The organism is Corallococcus interemptor (assembly GCF_003668875.1).
GTDB lineage: Bacteria > Myxococcota > Myxococcia > Myxococcales > Myxococcaceae > Corallococcus > Corallococcus interemptor.
The window spans coordinates 1-14,721 of sequence record NZ_RAWM01000081.1 but is presented as its reverse complement, the minus strand read 5'-3'; the positions used below and the strand labels follow the sequence as shown (position 1 = coordinate 14,721).

Below are 14,721 nucleotides of genomic sequence, written 5' to 3'. Positions count from 1 at the left end.
ATGCAAAACCCGTCAACCGGCGGGAATTATTGGCTTTCTTGCTCGCCAGCCGAGGAAGCATTTTCCGCCGGAGAAGCTCCGGATTCCGAGTCGTCACCCGCGTCCGGCTTGCTGCCCTCGGGGGGCGTGGCCGGGGTTTCCGGGAGGGCCTTGGCGCGCTCCACGCCGGCGCTGTCGTTGAGCTGCGTGTACAGGGCGATGGCCTTGTCACGCTGCTGCAGCTCCTCCGCGATCTGCGCGGCGCGGGGCAGGTGCTCCCCACCGAGCTTCTCGTACAGGGGCAGCGCCTTGTCCTTGCGGCCCGCCTGCGTCCACGTCTCCGCGGCGGCGGTCAGGTCGCCCAGCAGCTCCAGCCACCGGGCGCGGCCGGCGGGCTTCTGCTCCTGTTCGGCGCGAGCCAGCTCGCGCTTCGCGAGCTCCTTGGCCTCGTCCTCCAGGGTGAGCCGCTGCATGAAGTGGAACGCCTTCGGAGGAGGCAGGGGGCTCAGCACCTCCACCGCCTCGCGCCGCTGGCCCACGGCCACCAGCAGGGTCGCCGCGCCCAGACGGTCGCCGCGCTCCACCAGGGCCTTCACCTCCAGGCCACGGATGCGGTTGGCGCTCGCCATGTCCCGGGCGCGCTCGTACGCCTTGCGCGCCAGGGTCAGCTTGTTGGCGCGCTCGTACGCGAGGGCCGCCTGGTCGAACTGCCGCGCGCGCTCGTAGAGGCGGGCGACGTTCTCGAAGTCGGCCTTGGCGACGTAGTGCTCCATGAGCAGCTCGTACGCGCCGGCCTTCTCCAGCGTGGGGCCAATCTGGTCCGCGGGCAGCGTGCCCACGAGGCGGCGGACCGCGTCGTTGTCCTGGCCGGACAGCGCCGTGCGCAGCGCGCTCTTCAGGTCACCGCCCGCCTCGAACAGCCGGGTGGCATCCGTGAAGCTGTTGTTGCGCTCGTGCATGCGCGCCGCGTCGCGCGTGCGGCCCATGCCTTCCAGCTGGGTCGCCTGCTCCTTCCAGTCGCCCGTCAGCTCCGGCATCGGCGCGCGCTCGGGGCGCTCACCGCGCGGAGGACGCTCGGGGCGCTCGCCCCGGGGAGGACGCTCGCGCCGCTCACCGGCCGCGCCGCGCTCCGGGCGCTCTCCGCGAGGAGGACGGTCGCCACGCTCGGGGCGCTCGCCCCGGTCCCGGCGCTCGCCACGCTCCGGACGGTCACCGCGCGGAGGACGCTCGGCGCGCTCCTCGCGGGCCGGGGCGGAGGGCTCCGGGGCCGGCTCACGGCCGCTCAGCGCGAAGGCCGCCTGGGAACGGTCCGCGTCGCCCGCGGCGCGCCAGACGCGCCCCACCAGCGACATCACGTCCACCCAGCCGTCGTACTTCTCCTTCGCGGGGTCCACCGCCGGCTTCGCGGGGGCGGCCTCGGCGGGCGCGCCTCCTTCGGCCGGAGCAGCACCCTCGGCCGCGGCAGCGCCCTCGGAAGCCGGAGCCTCCGCGGGAGCGGCTTCGGTGGAGGCGCCCGCTTCCGGTGCCGCGGCCTCAGCGCCCGCTTCCGGCAGGGCCGGCTTCGTCTGACGCTGCACGCGCAGGAGCGTGGTGATGAGACGGCCACGCGTGTTGAGGTCCAGGTCCTCGAGCGACTTGAGGTTCATGGTCCGCAGCGAGCGGACGATGGCCTCCAGCGGACCCTTCTCCGCCCCGAAGTCGTTCTTGGAGAGCGCCTTCTCCAGGACACTCAGCTCGGCGATGACACGCTGGCCGGGCCCCACCGGGCCGGCGTCGCGATCACGGCCACGGCCTTCACCCCGGCCGCGCCCTTCACCCCGGCCACCGCCAGGACCGCCACGACCGCCGAAGCCTCCCGGTCCGTCACGACGGGGCCCCTGGCCCGGCGCGCCCCCGTTCGGACCGCGTCCACCCGGACGCGATCCACCGCTTCCATTCTCCTGAGCCACGTGAATCTCCCGCTAGAACGCGTAGCGAATGTTGGGCGCCACCGCGAACCCGAAGGCGCCCTTGGAGGCGAGGTAGTTCCCCACGACCTCCAGCCCCACCGAGAAGTGGCGCAGCCGCGTGTAGTACTCCACTCCGGGCCCGGCAAACACAAGAATGTCGGAATCGGGGAGGAGCTTCTTGGGAGAGAACATCGCGTAGCCCGCGCCGACGCGGGCGTAGATCCAGGTGCGCTTGACCTCCTGGCTGTCGGCGAAGCCCACCAGGCGGGCGCGCAGCACGGCGCCCGGCACCAGCATGGTGAAGTCACCGGACGCGGCGCCCTGCGAGTAGCCGACGTATTCCGCGCCCGCGCGGTTGGCGGAGCCCATGAAGAAGACGCCCAGCGACAGGCGCTCCCCCAGGTCCACGCCCAGCTCCACCTGGGCCATCTGGCCGGACGAGAAGGGCCGCGGGCCGGTGTCCGCCGGCGGGTTGGTGATCCACGAGGGACCGCCATACACGCCGAAGTACACACCGCGCTCGACCTCGTTGTAGGTCACCGCGGGGCGGTCCTGCATCGCGGAACCGGCGCTGGGGGTGTCCTGGGCGCCCGCCATCGCGGGAAGGAGGAGCGCGGCGCTCAGGGCAAGAGGAGCAAGGACTTTCTGCATGGAGGGCAGCCTGGTGGGGGGCAGTCCTCCCGCGGGGGCGGGAGGTTGAAGTGAAGAAGCGGGCAGCCCTGTCTCCAGGACCGCCCGCGCGGACTTACGGATGTGTTGATTCTACGTCAGTCACCGGCCTGCTTGAAGATGAACGGGTAGGTGACGATCACGGAGCCTCCACCCTTGGGCTCCGGGAACTTCCAGGTGCGCACGCGGCCGGCCACGCAGGTCTCCAGGTCCGAGTTGCCCGCCGTGGACTGCGCGACGTTGGACGTGGCCACCGAGCCGTTGGCGCTGATGATGAACTTCACGGAGACCTTGCCGCCCAGCTTGGGGAAGCGGTTGAGCAGGCTCTCGTAGCAGTAGCGGATCTGCCCGCGGTTGCGCTGGATGACCTGGCGGATCAGCTCCTTGTCCAGCGAGCCCATGACCTCCGGATCCGACGAGGTGATGCCCACGTCCACGCTCTGCTTGCCGCCGAGCGTGCCCACGCCGGTGCCGTAGCTGCCGCTGCCGCCGCCACGGCCCTTGGTGCCGATGCCGCCGATGCCGATGCTGTCACCGGTGCCGCCGCCACCGCCGCCGCTGCCGCGCAGACCCAGGCCGCCGAAGCCGCCCGCGTCGCCCGCCTTGGCGCCGAACATGTTGCCCATGGCGCTCTTGAGCTCACCACCCAGGCCGGACTTGCCGAAGATGGTGGAGATGCCGCCCTTGCCGCCGCCGAAGATCTTCGCGGTGAGGGCGCGCGCCTCGTCCTTCTTGTTCGGGTCGCCCTTGGGCGCGGTGCGGTTGTTGGACTTGGGCGCGTCCTTCTTGCCCATCTGTCCTTCGTCGCCGCGGGACTTCTGGGCCATCTCGCCCGACTTCTTCTCCTTCTGCTGGTTCAGCTTCTCCAGGAACTTGTTCTTCTGGGTCTCCGGAGGCTTGATGATCAGCTTCGCGATGCGCGCGTCGTTGCCCGCGAGCTCATCCGCGTACTGATCCTCCTCCCCCATCCCGTTCATGGAGTGGATGACGAAGGCGGTCCCGATGAAGAACATCACCAGGAAGATGTTGAGCGCCGTGTAGTCGATGTTCTCGCCAATGGGCACGGCGACGCGCTTGGGAACCGGCTGGAACTGCGCCTCCAGCGTGAGGCCGCCCAGGTCCACCCAGATGAAGTCGTCGGCTTCCAGCGTGACGCCGTAGGCATCGCCGTCCTGGGACGCCTTGCCGGATTCCATCACGGCTTCCAGGTCCAGCGTCTGTCCCTTGCGCGTGAGCTCGCCCTTCATCTTGCGCGCGAAGCGCACGGTGAAGGCCTGGCCGTCCGTGCGCAGGACCTCGAAGGACGGGGCGCCCAGCTTCGAGTCGCCCATCACGAAGTCCACGCCCTTGGCGCTGCCCACGGTGATGCCCTTCTTCGCGCCGGGGGGCACGAAGAACTCGCCCACGCGCTGGTCACCCCAGAGCAGGCGCAGCGACACGCCCTGCGGGCCGCTGGACTTCGTCTTCTTCACGGTGCGCACGCGCGGCGCGGCGTCCTGCTCGTCGTGCGCGTCGTCCTCCACCGGAACGGCCTTGGGGGCCCGGGCGGGCGCCACGGCGTTCTTCTGCGTGGGCGCGACGGACGGATCCAGCGCGGCGGCGGGGGCCGGAGCGGCGGGCGCGGCAACCGGGGCGACCGGCGCGGCCACGGCCTGCGCGATGGCGGCGGCGGGGGCCACCGGCGCGACGGTGGGGTTCTTGTCCGTCGGTGCATCCGCCTGCGCGACGGCGGCGGCCAGGTTCACCGCGGCGACGGCGGCCGGGTTCTCCAGACGGATGGTGGTGCCGCCCACGCGGACCTCGTCACCGAAGGAGACCTGCCCCTTGTTGACGCGCTTGCCGTTGACGTAGGTGCCCTCGACGCTGCCCATGTCGATGATGGACATGGAGCCGTCGGCGGCAACTTCGATGACGGAGTGGATGCGGCTGACCTTGTCGTCCTCCAGGCACAGGTGCGCGGAGGAGAGACGACCAATCTTGATGATGTCGCGCTCGTAGTCCTTGGAGGCGACCAGCGTGTCGCCCTTGAAGACCTTGAGTGTCAGGGGTACGGCCATGGGGGGCTCCCGGTAGGGCTTTGCGCTCTTGGACAACGGTGCCGGCGGAAGGTTCCCACCGCCGGTTTTCAGTTCGTGGAGGGGGACTACAGCTCGCCCACGGACTGCATCACCTTGTCCTCGAAGTCTTCGCGGATGCGGATGAGGTTGGAGTGCTTCACGGTCTTGCGCGCCTCGACGTACTCACCGTCCGGCTTCGTGAGGTCACCCTCGATGGTGTCGTCCTCGAAGTCGACGCTGGTCGTCTTCTGCATCCTGGCGCCACCGCCCTCACCCGACTTGCCGCCCTCGTCCTGGGCGAAGGCCGGGGCCACCGACAGCGTCACGCACAACATCAGCCACTTCCGCATCCTGCCTCCACGTGGGGCCTTCCCAAGGCCCACTGGTGTTTCCGCATGGTGGGCCCCCGCGCCAGAAGCACGAGGGGCTCACAAGGTTCGCATCTTCCCGAGCCGCACCGCCAGCGTGAAGCCACTGGCGGGCGTCTCCCACATCACAGCAGGTCGTCCGTCGGCTCGTCGGAGTCCACCGGAGCTGCATTCTTCTGGGCAGGGGCCGTCTGCGCACCACCCGCGGGGGTGGCGGCCGGCTGCTGCGTGCCCGTGGCGGAGGCCGGCGTGGCCTGCGGGGCGGTACCGGTGCCGGACACGGGCGTCGCTCCACCCGGCGGCGGCGGCGTCTGGCCCTTCTGCTTGGCCTCCTCCGCCTTCATCGCGGCCTGCTGCTGCGCCTGGAGCGCCTCCATCTGCTTGGCCTGGGCCTCGGCGGCGGACGCCTCGCGCTTGGCCTGCACGATGCTCTCCGCCTCGCGCAGGAGGCCGAAGACGGGGGCTTCGGCATGGAGGGCGACTTCGCCACCGGCCAGCGCGACGTACTTCTTGTAGAGCTCCACCGCGCGCTCGGGGGCGTCCTTCACCTTGTGCAGGATGATGCCGCGGTTGAGGTACGTGGCGCCCAGGTCGGGGTTGAGCTTCTCCGCCTCGTCGTACTCCTGCATGGCCTTGTCGTACTGGCCCTGGCCCTTGAGCGCGATGCCCAGGTCCACGTGCGCGGCGGCGTTCTTGCCGTCGGCCTGCAGGATGCGGCGCAGGTGCTCCTCCGCGCCGGGGAAGTCCTCCGCGTTGAGCGCCAGCTGGGCCAGCTCCACGTGCGCGGGCACGTAGTCCGCCTTCGCCTCCAGGGCGCTCTTGAACTGCAGGCGCGCGCCCTCCGTGTCGCCCTCCTTGAGGAGGATGAGGCCCACGGCCTGGTGCAGCTCCGGATCCGTGCCGTCCAGCTTCACCGCGCGCAGCGCGACGAGCTTCGCCATGGCCAGCTGCTTGCGGTCCAGGTAGCTGCGGATCATCACCTTGAGGGCGTTGGTGTTCATCGGGTCGCGCATGAGCGCGGCGCGAGACAGCTCCATCGCCTTGTCGTGGTCGTTGTTCTGCCGGTAGATCTCCGCGAGGCGCGCGCGCGAGCCCGCGTCATCCGGGTAGCGCGTGAGCACGTCCTGGTAGAGCGCCACCGCGCCGGCCACGTCGCCGCCGTTCTGCTTCATGATGGCCAGGTTGTCGGATGCCTGGCGCAGCGACGGCTTCTTGGTGAGCGCGGCCGCGTAGCGGGCCTTGGCCTCGTCGGCCTTGCCCATGCGCTCGGCGATGACGCCCAGGTTGTACTCGGCCTCCGCCAGGTTCTGGTCCGCCTCCAGCGCGGCCTTGAACTTGCGCTCCAGTGACGGGTAGTCGAACGCCTTGGCCTTCTTCTGCGCGTCGAAGGACTTCACCGCGTCATCGAACAGCAGCATGGCGCGGTTGGAGATGGACACCGGGCCCGTGGGAGCGGCCACGGGCTTGGCGACGGGCGACGGAGTGTTGGTCTGCGTGGTGGAACAACCGACGGCGGTCAGCGCCAGCGTGGCCAGCAGGAGGGGGCGGAACGGGTGCATGCGGCGATTCATTAGAGGAAGTCCTCCGGCTCCTGATCATCAACGGTCTTCTTGGGGGCCCCGTCCTTGGACGCGGCGGCGGGCTTGGCGACCTCGGACTCGGTCTGCTGGCGAAGCGCGTTCGTCAGCGCGGACAGGTCCTCGTTGAGCGCCTCGCTCTTGGCCTGCTTCTCCGGTTCCACCTTGGTGACCGGGGGCGGGATGTCCTGCACGGCGGCCAACAGGTCGCCGCCCAGCACCAGTTCCTTGTTCTTCAGCGCGAGCTTCTCCTCCAGCACCTCCGGGTAGCGGTCCGGGGCGTAGGTGGTGCGGAGGATCTTCAGGCTCGCCGCGGCGCAGTCGTTGAACACGCCCAGCTCACGGCTCTTGGCCACCGCGCTGGAGAAGGCCTCCGTGGCCTTGTCCTTGAGCGGCTGGGCCTGGTTGGCGAACTCGTCGCGCAGGGCCTGCTGCGACTCCTCGTCCAGACCGCGCGGCATGGGCGCGTTCACGACGAGCTCCGCCATGTGGTCATACGCGAGGCCAATGCGCTGCAGCGCGCAGATGGCCGGCTCCGGGGCACCCAGCGCCACGGTCTGCACGTACTTCTTCTGCACGACCTCCAGCGCGCGGCCCTTGTCCGCCAGCGAGCCCTTGAAGCGCTCCGGCGACGGCGGCACGCCCCAGTACAGCTTCAGGCGCTTGAACTCGACCCAGTCCGGCTCGATGGCCAGCAGGTTCGCCTGCGCGGCGGCGGCGAGCGCCGGCTTCTCCAGCGCGGTCTGCTGACGGCGGGGCAGCTGGTCGAAGTACTCGAAGATGCGCTTGTTCATGCGGCGCACGTCGTTCGTCTTCTTCATCTTCGCGTAGATGTCGACGATGCGGCCCTCGGCCATGAGGAACTTGCTCTGGGAGCGCATGTTGTCGCGCTCGTACTCCTCCAGGAGCTTGATGGCCTTCATGTACGCGCCCTGCTTCACGTGCAGGTCCACGATGGACAGGAAGGCGGCCTCGGCGTCCTTCGACTTGGGCCACAGCTCGATGTAGTGCTCGCGGTTCTTGAGCGCGGCCTTCAGCTGGCCCAGGCCCTCGCGGTAGGTGGCCGCGTTGAACAGGGCGATCTGCGCCTTGGACTCGTCCCACTTCTGCACCACCGCGGGCTTCGCGGGGCCGTCATCGTTGGAGGCCTGGCGGGCCTTGCCCCTGGCCTTGCTCTTCGCCTTGGCCTTCGCCGGCGCGCCGCCCTTCTCGTTCAGGTTGCGCTCGTAGCCCTTCACGTAGAGTTCGTAGGTGCCGGCCGCCTCCTCGAAGTCACCGATGGCCTCCAGCGCCTCCGCGTTCGCGTAGATGGAGTCAGGCACGTACTTGGACCGGGGGTACTCCGCGAACAGGCGCTTGCGGACCTCGATGGCCTTATCCAGGCTCTTCGCCTTGTAGTAGTCGACGGACGCGTTGTAGAGCGCCAGGTCCGCGATCTCCGTCTGCGGGAAGTCGTGGACGAAGTTCAGGTACGCCTCGGCCGCCTTGGAGAACTCCTTCTTCTCCTCCAGCTGGCTGACCAGCTTGAACGACGACTGCTCGATCAGCTTCGCCAGGTCGTCGCGGAACTTGCCGGTGGCCAGCTTGTCGTTGGCGTAGAAGCGGCGGGCCCACTCGTTGACCTTCGCGAAGTCGCCCAGCAGGTTGTACGAGTCCAGGATGAGGTTGGCGGCGATCTCGGCCGCGCGCTGACCGTCCTCGAACTTGTACTCGGGGTAGCCGAGCGCGATTTCGGAGAAGCGCAGCACCGCTTCGTCGAAGTGGTTGTGGCGGTAGTAGATGTTCGCCGCCTTGAAGGCGATCTCCACGCGCTTGTCGCCCTTGGGGACGTACTTGAGGTAGCGCTCGCACGCGTCGAGCAGCGACTTCTTCAGCGTGGGGATGGCGATCTTCTTCTGGATGTCCGTGCCGGCGGACTCGGACTTCGCCTCACCGCGCGCCTCGGCGGCCTTCACGACTTCGTCGTAGGCGAGCACGGCGTTGTAGGAGGCGTTGGTCAGCCACTTGCCCGGCTTGCCCGGCTTGGGCTTGCCCTTGTCGTCCTTGGCCTCCAGCACCTTGGCGTCCTGGAGGACGACGAGCGTGTAGTTGGCGGCCGCCTTGTCGAAGTTCTGGAGGTTGTCGTTGAGGAGCTCCGCCCAGAAGAAGCGCAGGTCGTACGCCTTGGGGTTCTCCGGGAAGAGCGTGAGGTAGTCGCTGTACACGGCGTCCGCGTACTTGAAGGTCTCCTCGCTGCGCGTCTTCTTGCCCTCGTTGTGCCAGGTGACGGCGAGGTTGGAGAGCGTGCGCTCGGACAGCTCCTTCGCCTCCGCGAGCGCCTTCTTGTCCTTGTCGTCCTTGATGACGCCAGAGGACTCGACGTCCTTCATGATCTTCACGAGCCGGCGCACCTGGGCCACGGTGCGCTCCTTGTTGCCCATGCGCAGGATGCAGTCGACGATCTTGCCCTGGAAGCCGGGGGCCTCCGGAGACAGCGGCTTCTCCTTGATCAGCGCGTTGTAGGTGATGGCCGCTTCGCGGTCCTTGCCGTCGCCGTAGTACAGGTTCGCGAGCTGCTTCATCATCGCGAAGCGGTCTTCCGGATTGGTGGCGACCTTGCCGAAGTCCGCGCGGGCCTGCGTGACGTCACCCTCGCGGGCGAAGGCGCGCACGTAGTCGGCGCGCGCTTCACGCACCAGCGAGCCCTTCGCCTTGGCCTTGCCGTCCTTCTCCACGGCGCCGGCGCCGGCCAGCTCACCGTAGAGGACCACGGTCTTGTACTTGTCCTTCGCGGACTCGTACTCGCCCATGTTGAAGTAGCACCAGCCCTGCTTGTAGAGGGCGAAGGCGTAGACCTGGTTCTCCGGGTACTCGGCGGCCTTCTTGTAGGCCGCGAGCGCCTTCTCCAGCTCCGGGCGCTTGCCCTTGGAGTTGTTGAAGTAGTACTCGCCGAAGGCGAAGTACGCGTCCGGGATGTACTTGGACTGCGGGTACTTCTCCACCAGGCGCTTGAACGCGACGAGCGCCTTCTTGTCCTGGCCGTCCTCCATCAGGTACTGGCCGAGGAAGAAGAGCACCTCGTCCGTGCGCTCGAACTTCGGGTACTCCTGGACGATCTTCGTGTACTGCTCGACGGCGTACTTGCCGTTCTCCTTCACCTTCGCCATCAACTCCGCCTTCTCCGCCTTGGCCCTCTGCTGGCCCGCGGCGTCGTTGCGGTTCATGGCGACGATGAGCTCGTCGTCCTTCCGGTTGGCTTCGAAGAAGAAGAACTTCGACTCCTCCCAGTAGAGCTCACCCAGGCGGAACAGCAGGCTGGGGGCCTCCTTCTGATCAGGAGACAGCGAGATGATCTTCTTCAGGGACTCGATCTGTTCGCGGCGCTTGGAAGCGACCTGCACTTCCACGCCCAGGCGGAACTGATCATATTGAAGCGCGGGAGCGGCCTGCTGGGCTTCCTTCGGGCGAGTGATGTCGCCTGCGAGGGACTTGTCCACGGTGGTGGTGGACTTCTTGCCCAGGTCAGCGTCGCGCAGTGCTTTCTTCTCCTGGGCCGAAGCCATGGAAGTCAGGAGAACGAGGCAAACGAGTAGCGAGCGGCGCATGGTCTTCCTAGGAGCGGGGAACCGGCGTCCACGGATGCCTGCTTGCTTGGCAAGTGTCCGGGAATCTTCGGGAATTTCCATGAGGGGACCCGTACTATGCGCGGTTTGCGCAAGGCGGGTCAACTCAGACGACGGGACGCCAGCTTCGTCGGATAGCAAGCGGGAAAACTTCAATTTCGCTGTGCGAAAACACCGCTCCAGACAGCGACAGGAAGGTTGCACGGCGGTCCCCAAAGGGTATGGGAAGCTGGCGGCTGTTCGTCTGGCTGCCCTGCCTGGAGTGGTCGTCGGATCATGAGTCTTCTGCCGGAGAGCGCCAGCTTCGAGGAGCTGGTGCAGGACTACTTCCTCGCGGTGCGCGGCGCGGGACTGATGCTGTCCGCGCTGGACACCGAGCTCGTCACCGCGTGGGCGCAGGAGGGCGTGCCCTTCGAGGTCGTGGCGCGGGGCATCTCCCGCTCGGCGGAGAAGGCGCTGTGGGACGCGCGGCCCGGTGAGCCGGTGCTGCGCTCGCTGCGCGCGTGCCGGCGCCAGGTGGAGACGGAGATCCGCAAGTACCGGGACCTGTCCGCGGGCCAGGGCGAGGAGGCGCGTCCCGCGTCCAAGAAGCGCCCCGCCCGCTCCTGGGAAGAGGTGCGGCACGCGCGACTGTGTACCGCGCTGCGGGCACTCACGGAGCGCGAAGCCGCGCTGGCGCCCCGGGTGCACCGGCTGCTGGACACGGTGCTCGCGTGCGTGCCGCGCGAGCCCTCGGCGATGGATCAGCAGGAGGCCTGGGCGCTGATGGCGCTGCTCCGCGCCCTGCCCTTCCCGGAGCGACGCTCGGTGTGGCGCGATGCGCGCACCGGTGAACAGCAGCTGATGACGGCCCGCGCGCGGCGTGTGGCCCGGCGCTTCCGGCTCCAGGCAGCCGTCAGACGGCGGCTGGACATGAAGGAGACCTGAGGGGTTGTTCCCCCTTCTCGCGCCTGAACGGATGGGCAGTGGGCTGACGGCCAGGGGTGACGGTGTTATGGCAGGGGCGATGGCTGCCAAGGCGAACGGCGAGGCGTGTGGGCAGTGCGGCGGGCGGACGTACCTCATCGAGCGGCGCGGTGAGCTCGCGACCGCGCGGGTGTGTGCGTGCTCGGTGGACTGCCCGATGTGCGGTGGACGCGGGCACCGGCTGGTGCAGAAGGAAGGCACCTTCAGCGCGAAGGTGGGCCCCCGGACGTACGAGGTGCTGGAGCCGTGCGTGTGCACGCTGCGGCGCACGCGCGTGGCGCTCTACAACGACGTGCAGATGCCGGGCGTCATGGCGCACGCGTCGTTCGACAACTACCGGCCCTTCAACGAGTCGCAGGACCGCGGCCGCGGCGTGGCGATGCACTTCGCCAACCAGTACGTGAAGGGCGCCACCAACAAGGGCTTCGTGCTGAGCGGGCCGGTGGGCACGGGCAAGACGCACCTGCTCGCGGCGACGCTGGGGCACCTGGTGCTGGAGATGGGCGTGAAGTCCCGCTACGTCGAAATCTCCCTCCTCTACGCGACCATCCGGCGCGGCTTCCAGGACGGCAAGAGCGGCGGGGAGATCATCGGGCCGCTGTCGGAGGTGGAGGTGCTCGCCATCGACGAGCTGGGCAAGGGGCGCGGCAGCCCCTTCGAGATGGAGACGCTCGATGAGCTCATCGCCCGGCGCTACAACGCGGGGCGCACGACGCTCTTCGCCACGAACTACTCGCTGGAGCCGGAGCGCAAGGGCGCGCGCAGCAGCGCGCCTTCGGGCTACCGCACCACGGACGACGCGAGGAGCGCCATGAAGGACGCGGAGCTTTTGCGCGAGCGCGTGGGCGAGCGCATCTACAGCCGGCTCTGCGAGATGTGCACCTTCGTGGAGCTGCCGCGCGACACCCCGGACCGGCGGCGCACGCGGCAGGAGATGGACGCGCCGCCGCCCATGGGCGGCATGCGCGGCCCGGGCCGCTGATCAGCGCTGGATGGCGCGCACCAGCGAGTTGCCAGCGTCCGCCACGTAGAGCGTGCCGTCCGGCCCCACCGCGAGCCCGGCGGGCAGCACCAGCTGGGCGTCCCGGCCCGCGCCGTCGTCCGCGCCGTAGCGGCCGCTGCCCGCGAGCGTGGTCAGCTTCTGCGGCTCGCCGGACGCGTTGAAGGTGAGCCGGCGCACGCGGTAGTTGCCGGGGTCGGAGATGGCGAGCGAGCCGTCCGCCAGCAGCGCCAGGCCCAGGTACGGCAGCAGCTGGCCGTCCTTCGGGTCCCCGTCGCGGAAGCCGGGCGTGGAGCCCGCCATCACGGTGGTGACGCCGTCGCGCACGCGCACCACGCGCGCCATGCCGCTCTCCACGACGTAGACGGAGCCATCCACCGCCTGGACCACCGCGGAGGGACGGTAGAGCCAGTCACCCTGGAGCGTCGTCACCGGGTTGCCGGGCGTCACCATGTCGATGCGGCGGATGACGCTGTTGTTCAGGTCCGCCACGAGCAGCGCCGTGCCGTCCGGCGTGAAGGACAGGCCCGCGGGCTGGTTGAAGGCCGCCGACAGCGCGGGGCCGTCCTGGTAGCCCCACGTGGTGCCCGCGAACACCTCCGCGCGGCCGTCCGGGGTGATGCGGCGGATGACCGCGTTCTCCGTGTCGGAGACGTAGATGTTGCCCAGCGCGTCCGCGGCGATGCCCATGGGGCCCGCGAGGTTGGTGAGCACCGTGCGGATCTTCCCGTCCGGCGACACGCGCTTCACCGCGTTGGCCAGCGAGTCCGCCACCGCCCAGCCGCCATCCGGCAGCACGGCGACCGCGAGCGGCGCGCCCAGCTCGTCCGCCGCCACCTTCGTGCCCGAGTGGCAGCGCTTGCCGGGCTGTCCCGCCACCGTCGTCACGGACGCGGCGAAGGGCCCCATGGGCGTCGCGGCCGCGGGAGGCTGGAACTTCACCAGGTCGCCCGGCACCTTCCGGCCCAGCGCCTTGTAGAGCACGTTGGCCACGATGCGGCCCGCGCGCGGATCCGCCACGCGGTCCCCCACCCCGGCCAGCTTCTGCACGAAGTCGATGCTGCCCGAGGAGAACACGTACGCGTCACCCTGCTTGCGCACCACCATGTGCGAGAAGCCGAAGCCGCCCTGGAGTGACAGCATGGGCGACTCCGCGAGCACGTCCAGGCCAGCGGGCTGGCGGCCGTTGGTCACCAGCTGATCCACTTCGTAGCCGTTGGCCATCCACAGCGTGTCCCCGGCCTTGAGGCCCGTGCCGTTGAAGATCCAGTGCTCCGGGTTGGTGATGACCGTGGGGAAGGGCCACTGGTGCCAGCGCGCGGCGAACTGCACGCCCAGCAGCGCGTTCTCCGGACGGGGCGCGGGCAGGTCGCGGAACTTCACCGTCCTGCGCTGATCCCGGTACGGGTCCTCCGGCGCGCCCTTGTAGCAGGTGACGACGCGGCGCTCGCGGCCGTCCGCCGCGGGCTCGAAGCGCACCTGCCAGTAGGCGTTGTTCGCGCCCAGGTTGAGGATGGAGCGCCCTTCCGACAGCGCGCGGTCCGCGTGGTCGCGCTGCCTGGCGGACCAGTACTCGTCGTGGCCGGACATCACGAACACCTTCGCGCCGCGAAGGAAGTCGTAGCTTTCGTCCATGTCCTCGTCGGTGAAGTAGCCCACGTCCAGGTCCTGCGACTCCAGCCAGGTGATGAGGCTCAGGTCGTCCGTCATCAGGTGCCCGGAGCCCTGGCCCCGGTAGTAGGGCCGGTCGTAGGAGGACTGGAAGGCGCGCGCGACGCCGTGCGCCTTCATCACGCCCTTCTGATCATCGTAGAGGCTGGTGCCGCCCCAGGTGTTGTACGCGGCCCAGTTGGAGGTGGGGATGAGCACCGCGACCTCCGCGCGCGGGTTGGCGTCCCGCACGTAGAAGGGCACGTAGCGCGACGGCCGGTCGTCGCGCACGAGCTTCACCACGTACACGCCGCGCACCCAGTCCTCGCCAATGGGGATCTCCAGCGTGGGGGACCAGGAACAGGCGATGATGCCCGTGCCCGGATCCGCGGGACAGTCCGCCTGCCGCGTGCCCTGGACCGGGCCTCCGCGCGCGACCTCCCGGGCGCCCACGCCGCCGTAGTAGCCCAGGCGGTAGACGAACCAGCTGAACTTGCGCTCCTCGGAGAGGGACACCGCGACGCGCAGCGACTCGCCCTGCTTGAGGGTGGCCTTCAGCGCGTAGCCTTCAATCTCCCGGCTGTTGGCGTTCTTGTCGATGCGCCAGCCCGTGGTGCCCTTCTTCTGGTTCTCCTTGTGGACGGCGTCCGGGTCCCGCTCGGGCAGCGCGCTGCCGCCGTCGGGCAGCGTGCCCGCGTCCGGCTCCTCCTCGGGAGTGCCGGCGTCATATTCGGGAACGATGATGCCGCCGTCCGGACCGGCGACGCCCGCGTCGTTGTTGTTGAGGGGCGGCTCGTCGTGCCGGTCACCCGGAGGCGGCGTGCCAGGGGCGGGACCGGAGTCCTTGCACCCCGAGGCCCCCGTCACCAGGAGCGCCAGCACCACCCCCAGCCCCACCCAACGC

10 protein-coding genes are annotated in these 14,721 nt (G+C 69.3%); 2 read left to right on the top strand and 8 right to left on the bottom strand.

All coding sequences use genetic code 11. From position 1 onward, the window contains the following. Nucleotides 1-26: 26 nt before the first annotated feature. The 7 genes from D7X96_RS25340 to D7X96_RS25315 form a co-directional block, all read right to left on the bottom strand. On the bottom strand, nucleotides 27-1,742 hold the full coding sequence (locus D7X96_RS25340; RefSeq protein ID WP_208647373.1) for a tetratricopeptide repeat protein: 1,716 nt from the start codon (nucleotides 1,740-1,742) through the stop codon (nucleotides 27-29). Beyond that, nucleotides 1,709-1,906, bottom strand: a complete 198-nt coding sequence (locus D7X96_RS40485) for a hypothetical protein (RefSeq protein WP_199738633.1) — start codon at nucleotides 1,904-1,906, stop codon at nucleotides 1,709-1,711. The genes D7X96_RS25340 and D7X96_RS40485 overlap by 34 nt, the downstream gene beginning before the upstream one ends. 34 nt (nucleotides 1,907-1,940) lie before the next feature. Beyond that, nucleotides 1,941-2,579 carry an adventurous gliding motility protein CglE gene (cglE, locus tag D7X96_RS25335; RefSeq protein ID WP_120549742.1) on the bottom strand — a complete coding sequence of 213 codons (639 nt, stop codon included), beginning with the start codon at nucleotides 2,577-2,579 and terminating at the stop codon, nucleotides 1,941-1,943. A 116-nt stretch (nucleotides 2,580-2,695) separates the two neighbouring features. Continuing rightward, complete coding sequence (gene gltG / locus D7X96_RS25330) at nucleotides 2,696-4,654, bottom strand: adventurous gliding motility protein GltG (RefSeq protein ID WP_120549743.1); 1,959 nt, start codon at nucleotides 4,652-4,654, stop codon at nucleotides 2,696-2,698. A gap of 86 nt (nucleotides 4,655-4,740) precedes the next feature. After that, on the bottom strand, nucleotides 4,741-5,004 hold the full coding sequence (cglF, locus tag D7X96_RS25325; RefSeq protein ID WP_120549744.1) for an adventurous gliding motility protein CglF: 264 nt from the start codon (nucleotides 5,002-5,004) through the stop codon (nucleotides 4,741-4,743). A 143-nt stretch (nucleotides 5,005-5,147) separates the two neighbouring features. Next, nucleotides 5,148-6,593, bottom strand: coding sequence for an adventurous gliding motility TPR repeat lipoprotein GltE (gene gltE / locus D7X96_RS25320; protein ID WP_120549745.1), 1,446 nt, complete (start codon nucleotides 6,591-6,593; stop codon nucleotides 5,148-5,150). Next, a complete protein-coding gene (locus tag D7X96_RS25315; protein ID WP_208647372.1) occupies nucleotides 6,593-10,183 on the bottom strand; it encodes a tetratricopeptide repeat protein in 3,591 nt (1,196 codons plus the stop codon). The genes gltE and D7X96_RS25315 overlap by 1 nt, the downstream gene beginning before the upstream one ends. A gap of 294 nt (nucleotides 10,184-10,477) precedes the next feature. Between D7X96_RS25315 and D7X96_RS25310 the strand changes: the two genes are divergently transcribed. Together D7X96_RS25310 and D7X96_RS25305 are read left to right on the top strand one after the other, a co-directional pair. Next, nucleotides 10,478-11,128: a hypothetical protein gene (locus tag D7X96_RS25310; protein WP_199747181.1), complete on the top strand. Its 651-nt coding sequence runs from the start codon at nucleotides 10,478-10,480 to the stop codon at nucleotides 11,126-11,128. 79 nt (nucleotides 11,129-11,207) lie between these two features. After that, complete coding sequence (locus tag D7X96_RS25305; RefSeq protein WP_199747183.1) at nucleotides 11,208-12,149, top strand: ATP-binding protein; 942 nt, start codon at nucleotides 11,208-11,210, stop codon at nucleotides 12,147-12,149. Here the strand turns inward: D7X96_RS25305 and D7X96_RS25300 are convergent. Then, nucleotides 12,150-14,721, bottom strand: a 2,572-nt coding sequence (locus D7X96_RS25300; RefSeq protein ID WP_370450145.1) for a N,N-dimethylformamidase beta subunit family domain-containing protein, incomplete at its 5' end; no start/stop codon positions are given.

Coding starts and splice junctions, on each gene's coding strand:
- gltG (WP_120549743.1), bottom strand. CDS start 4,654: ATGGCCGTACCCCTGACACTCAAGGTCTTCAAGGGCGACACGCTGGTC.
- cglF (WP_120549744.1), bottom strand. CDS start 5,004: ATGCGGAAGTGGCTGATGTTGTGCGTGACGCTGTCGGTGGCCCCGGCC.
- cglE (WP_120549742.1), bottom strand. CDS start 2,579: ATGCAGAAAGTCCTTGCTCCTCTTGCCCTGAGCGCCGCGCTCCTCCTT.
- D7X96_RS25305 (WP_199747183.1), top strand. CDS start 11,208: ATGGCTGCCAAGGCGAACGGCGAGGCGTGTGGGCAGTGCGGCGGGCGG.
- gltE (WP_120549745.1), bottom strand. CDS start 6,593: ATGAATCGCCGCATGCACCCGTTCCGCCCCCTCCTGCTGGCCACGCTG.
- D7X96_RS25310 (WP_199747181.1), top strand. CDS start 10,478: ATGAGTCTTCTGCCGGAGAGCGCCAGCTTCGAGGAGCTGGTGCAGGAC.
- D7X96_RS25315 (WP_208647372.1), bottom strand. CDS start 10,183: ATGCGCCGCTCGCTACTCGTTTGCCTCGTTCTCCTGACTTCCATGGCT.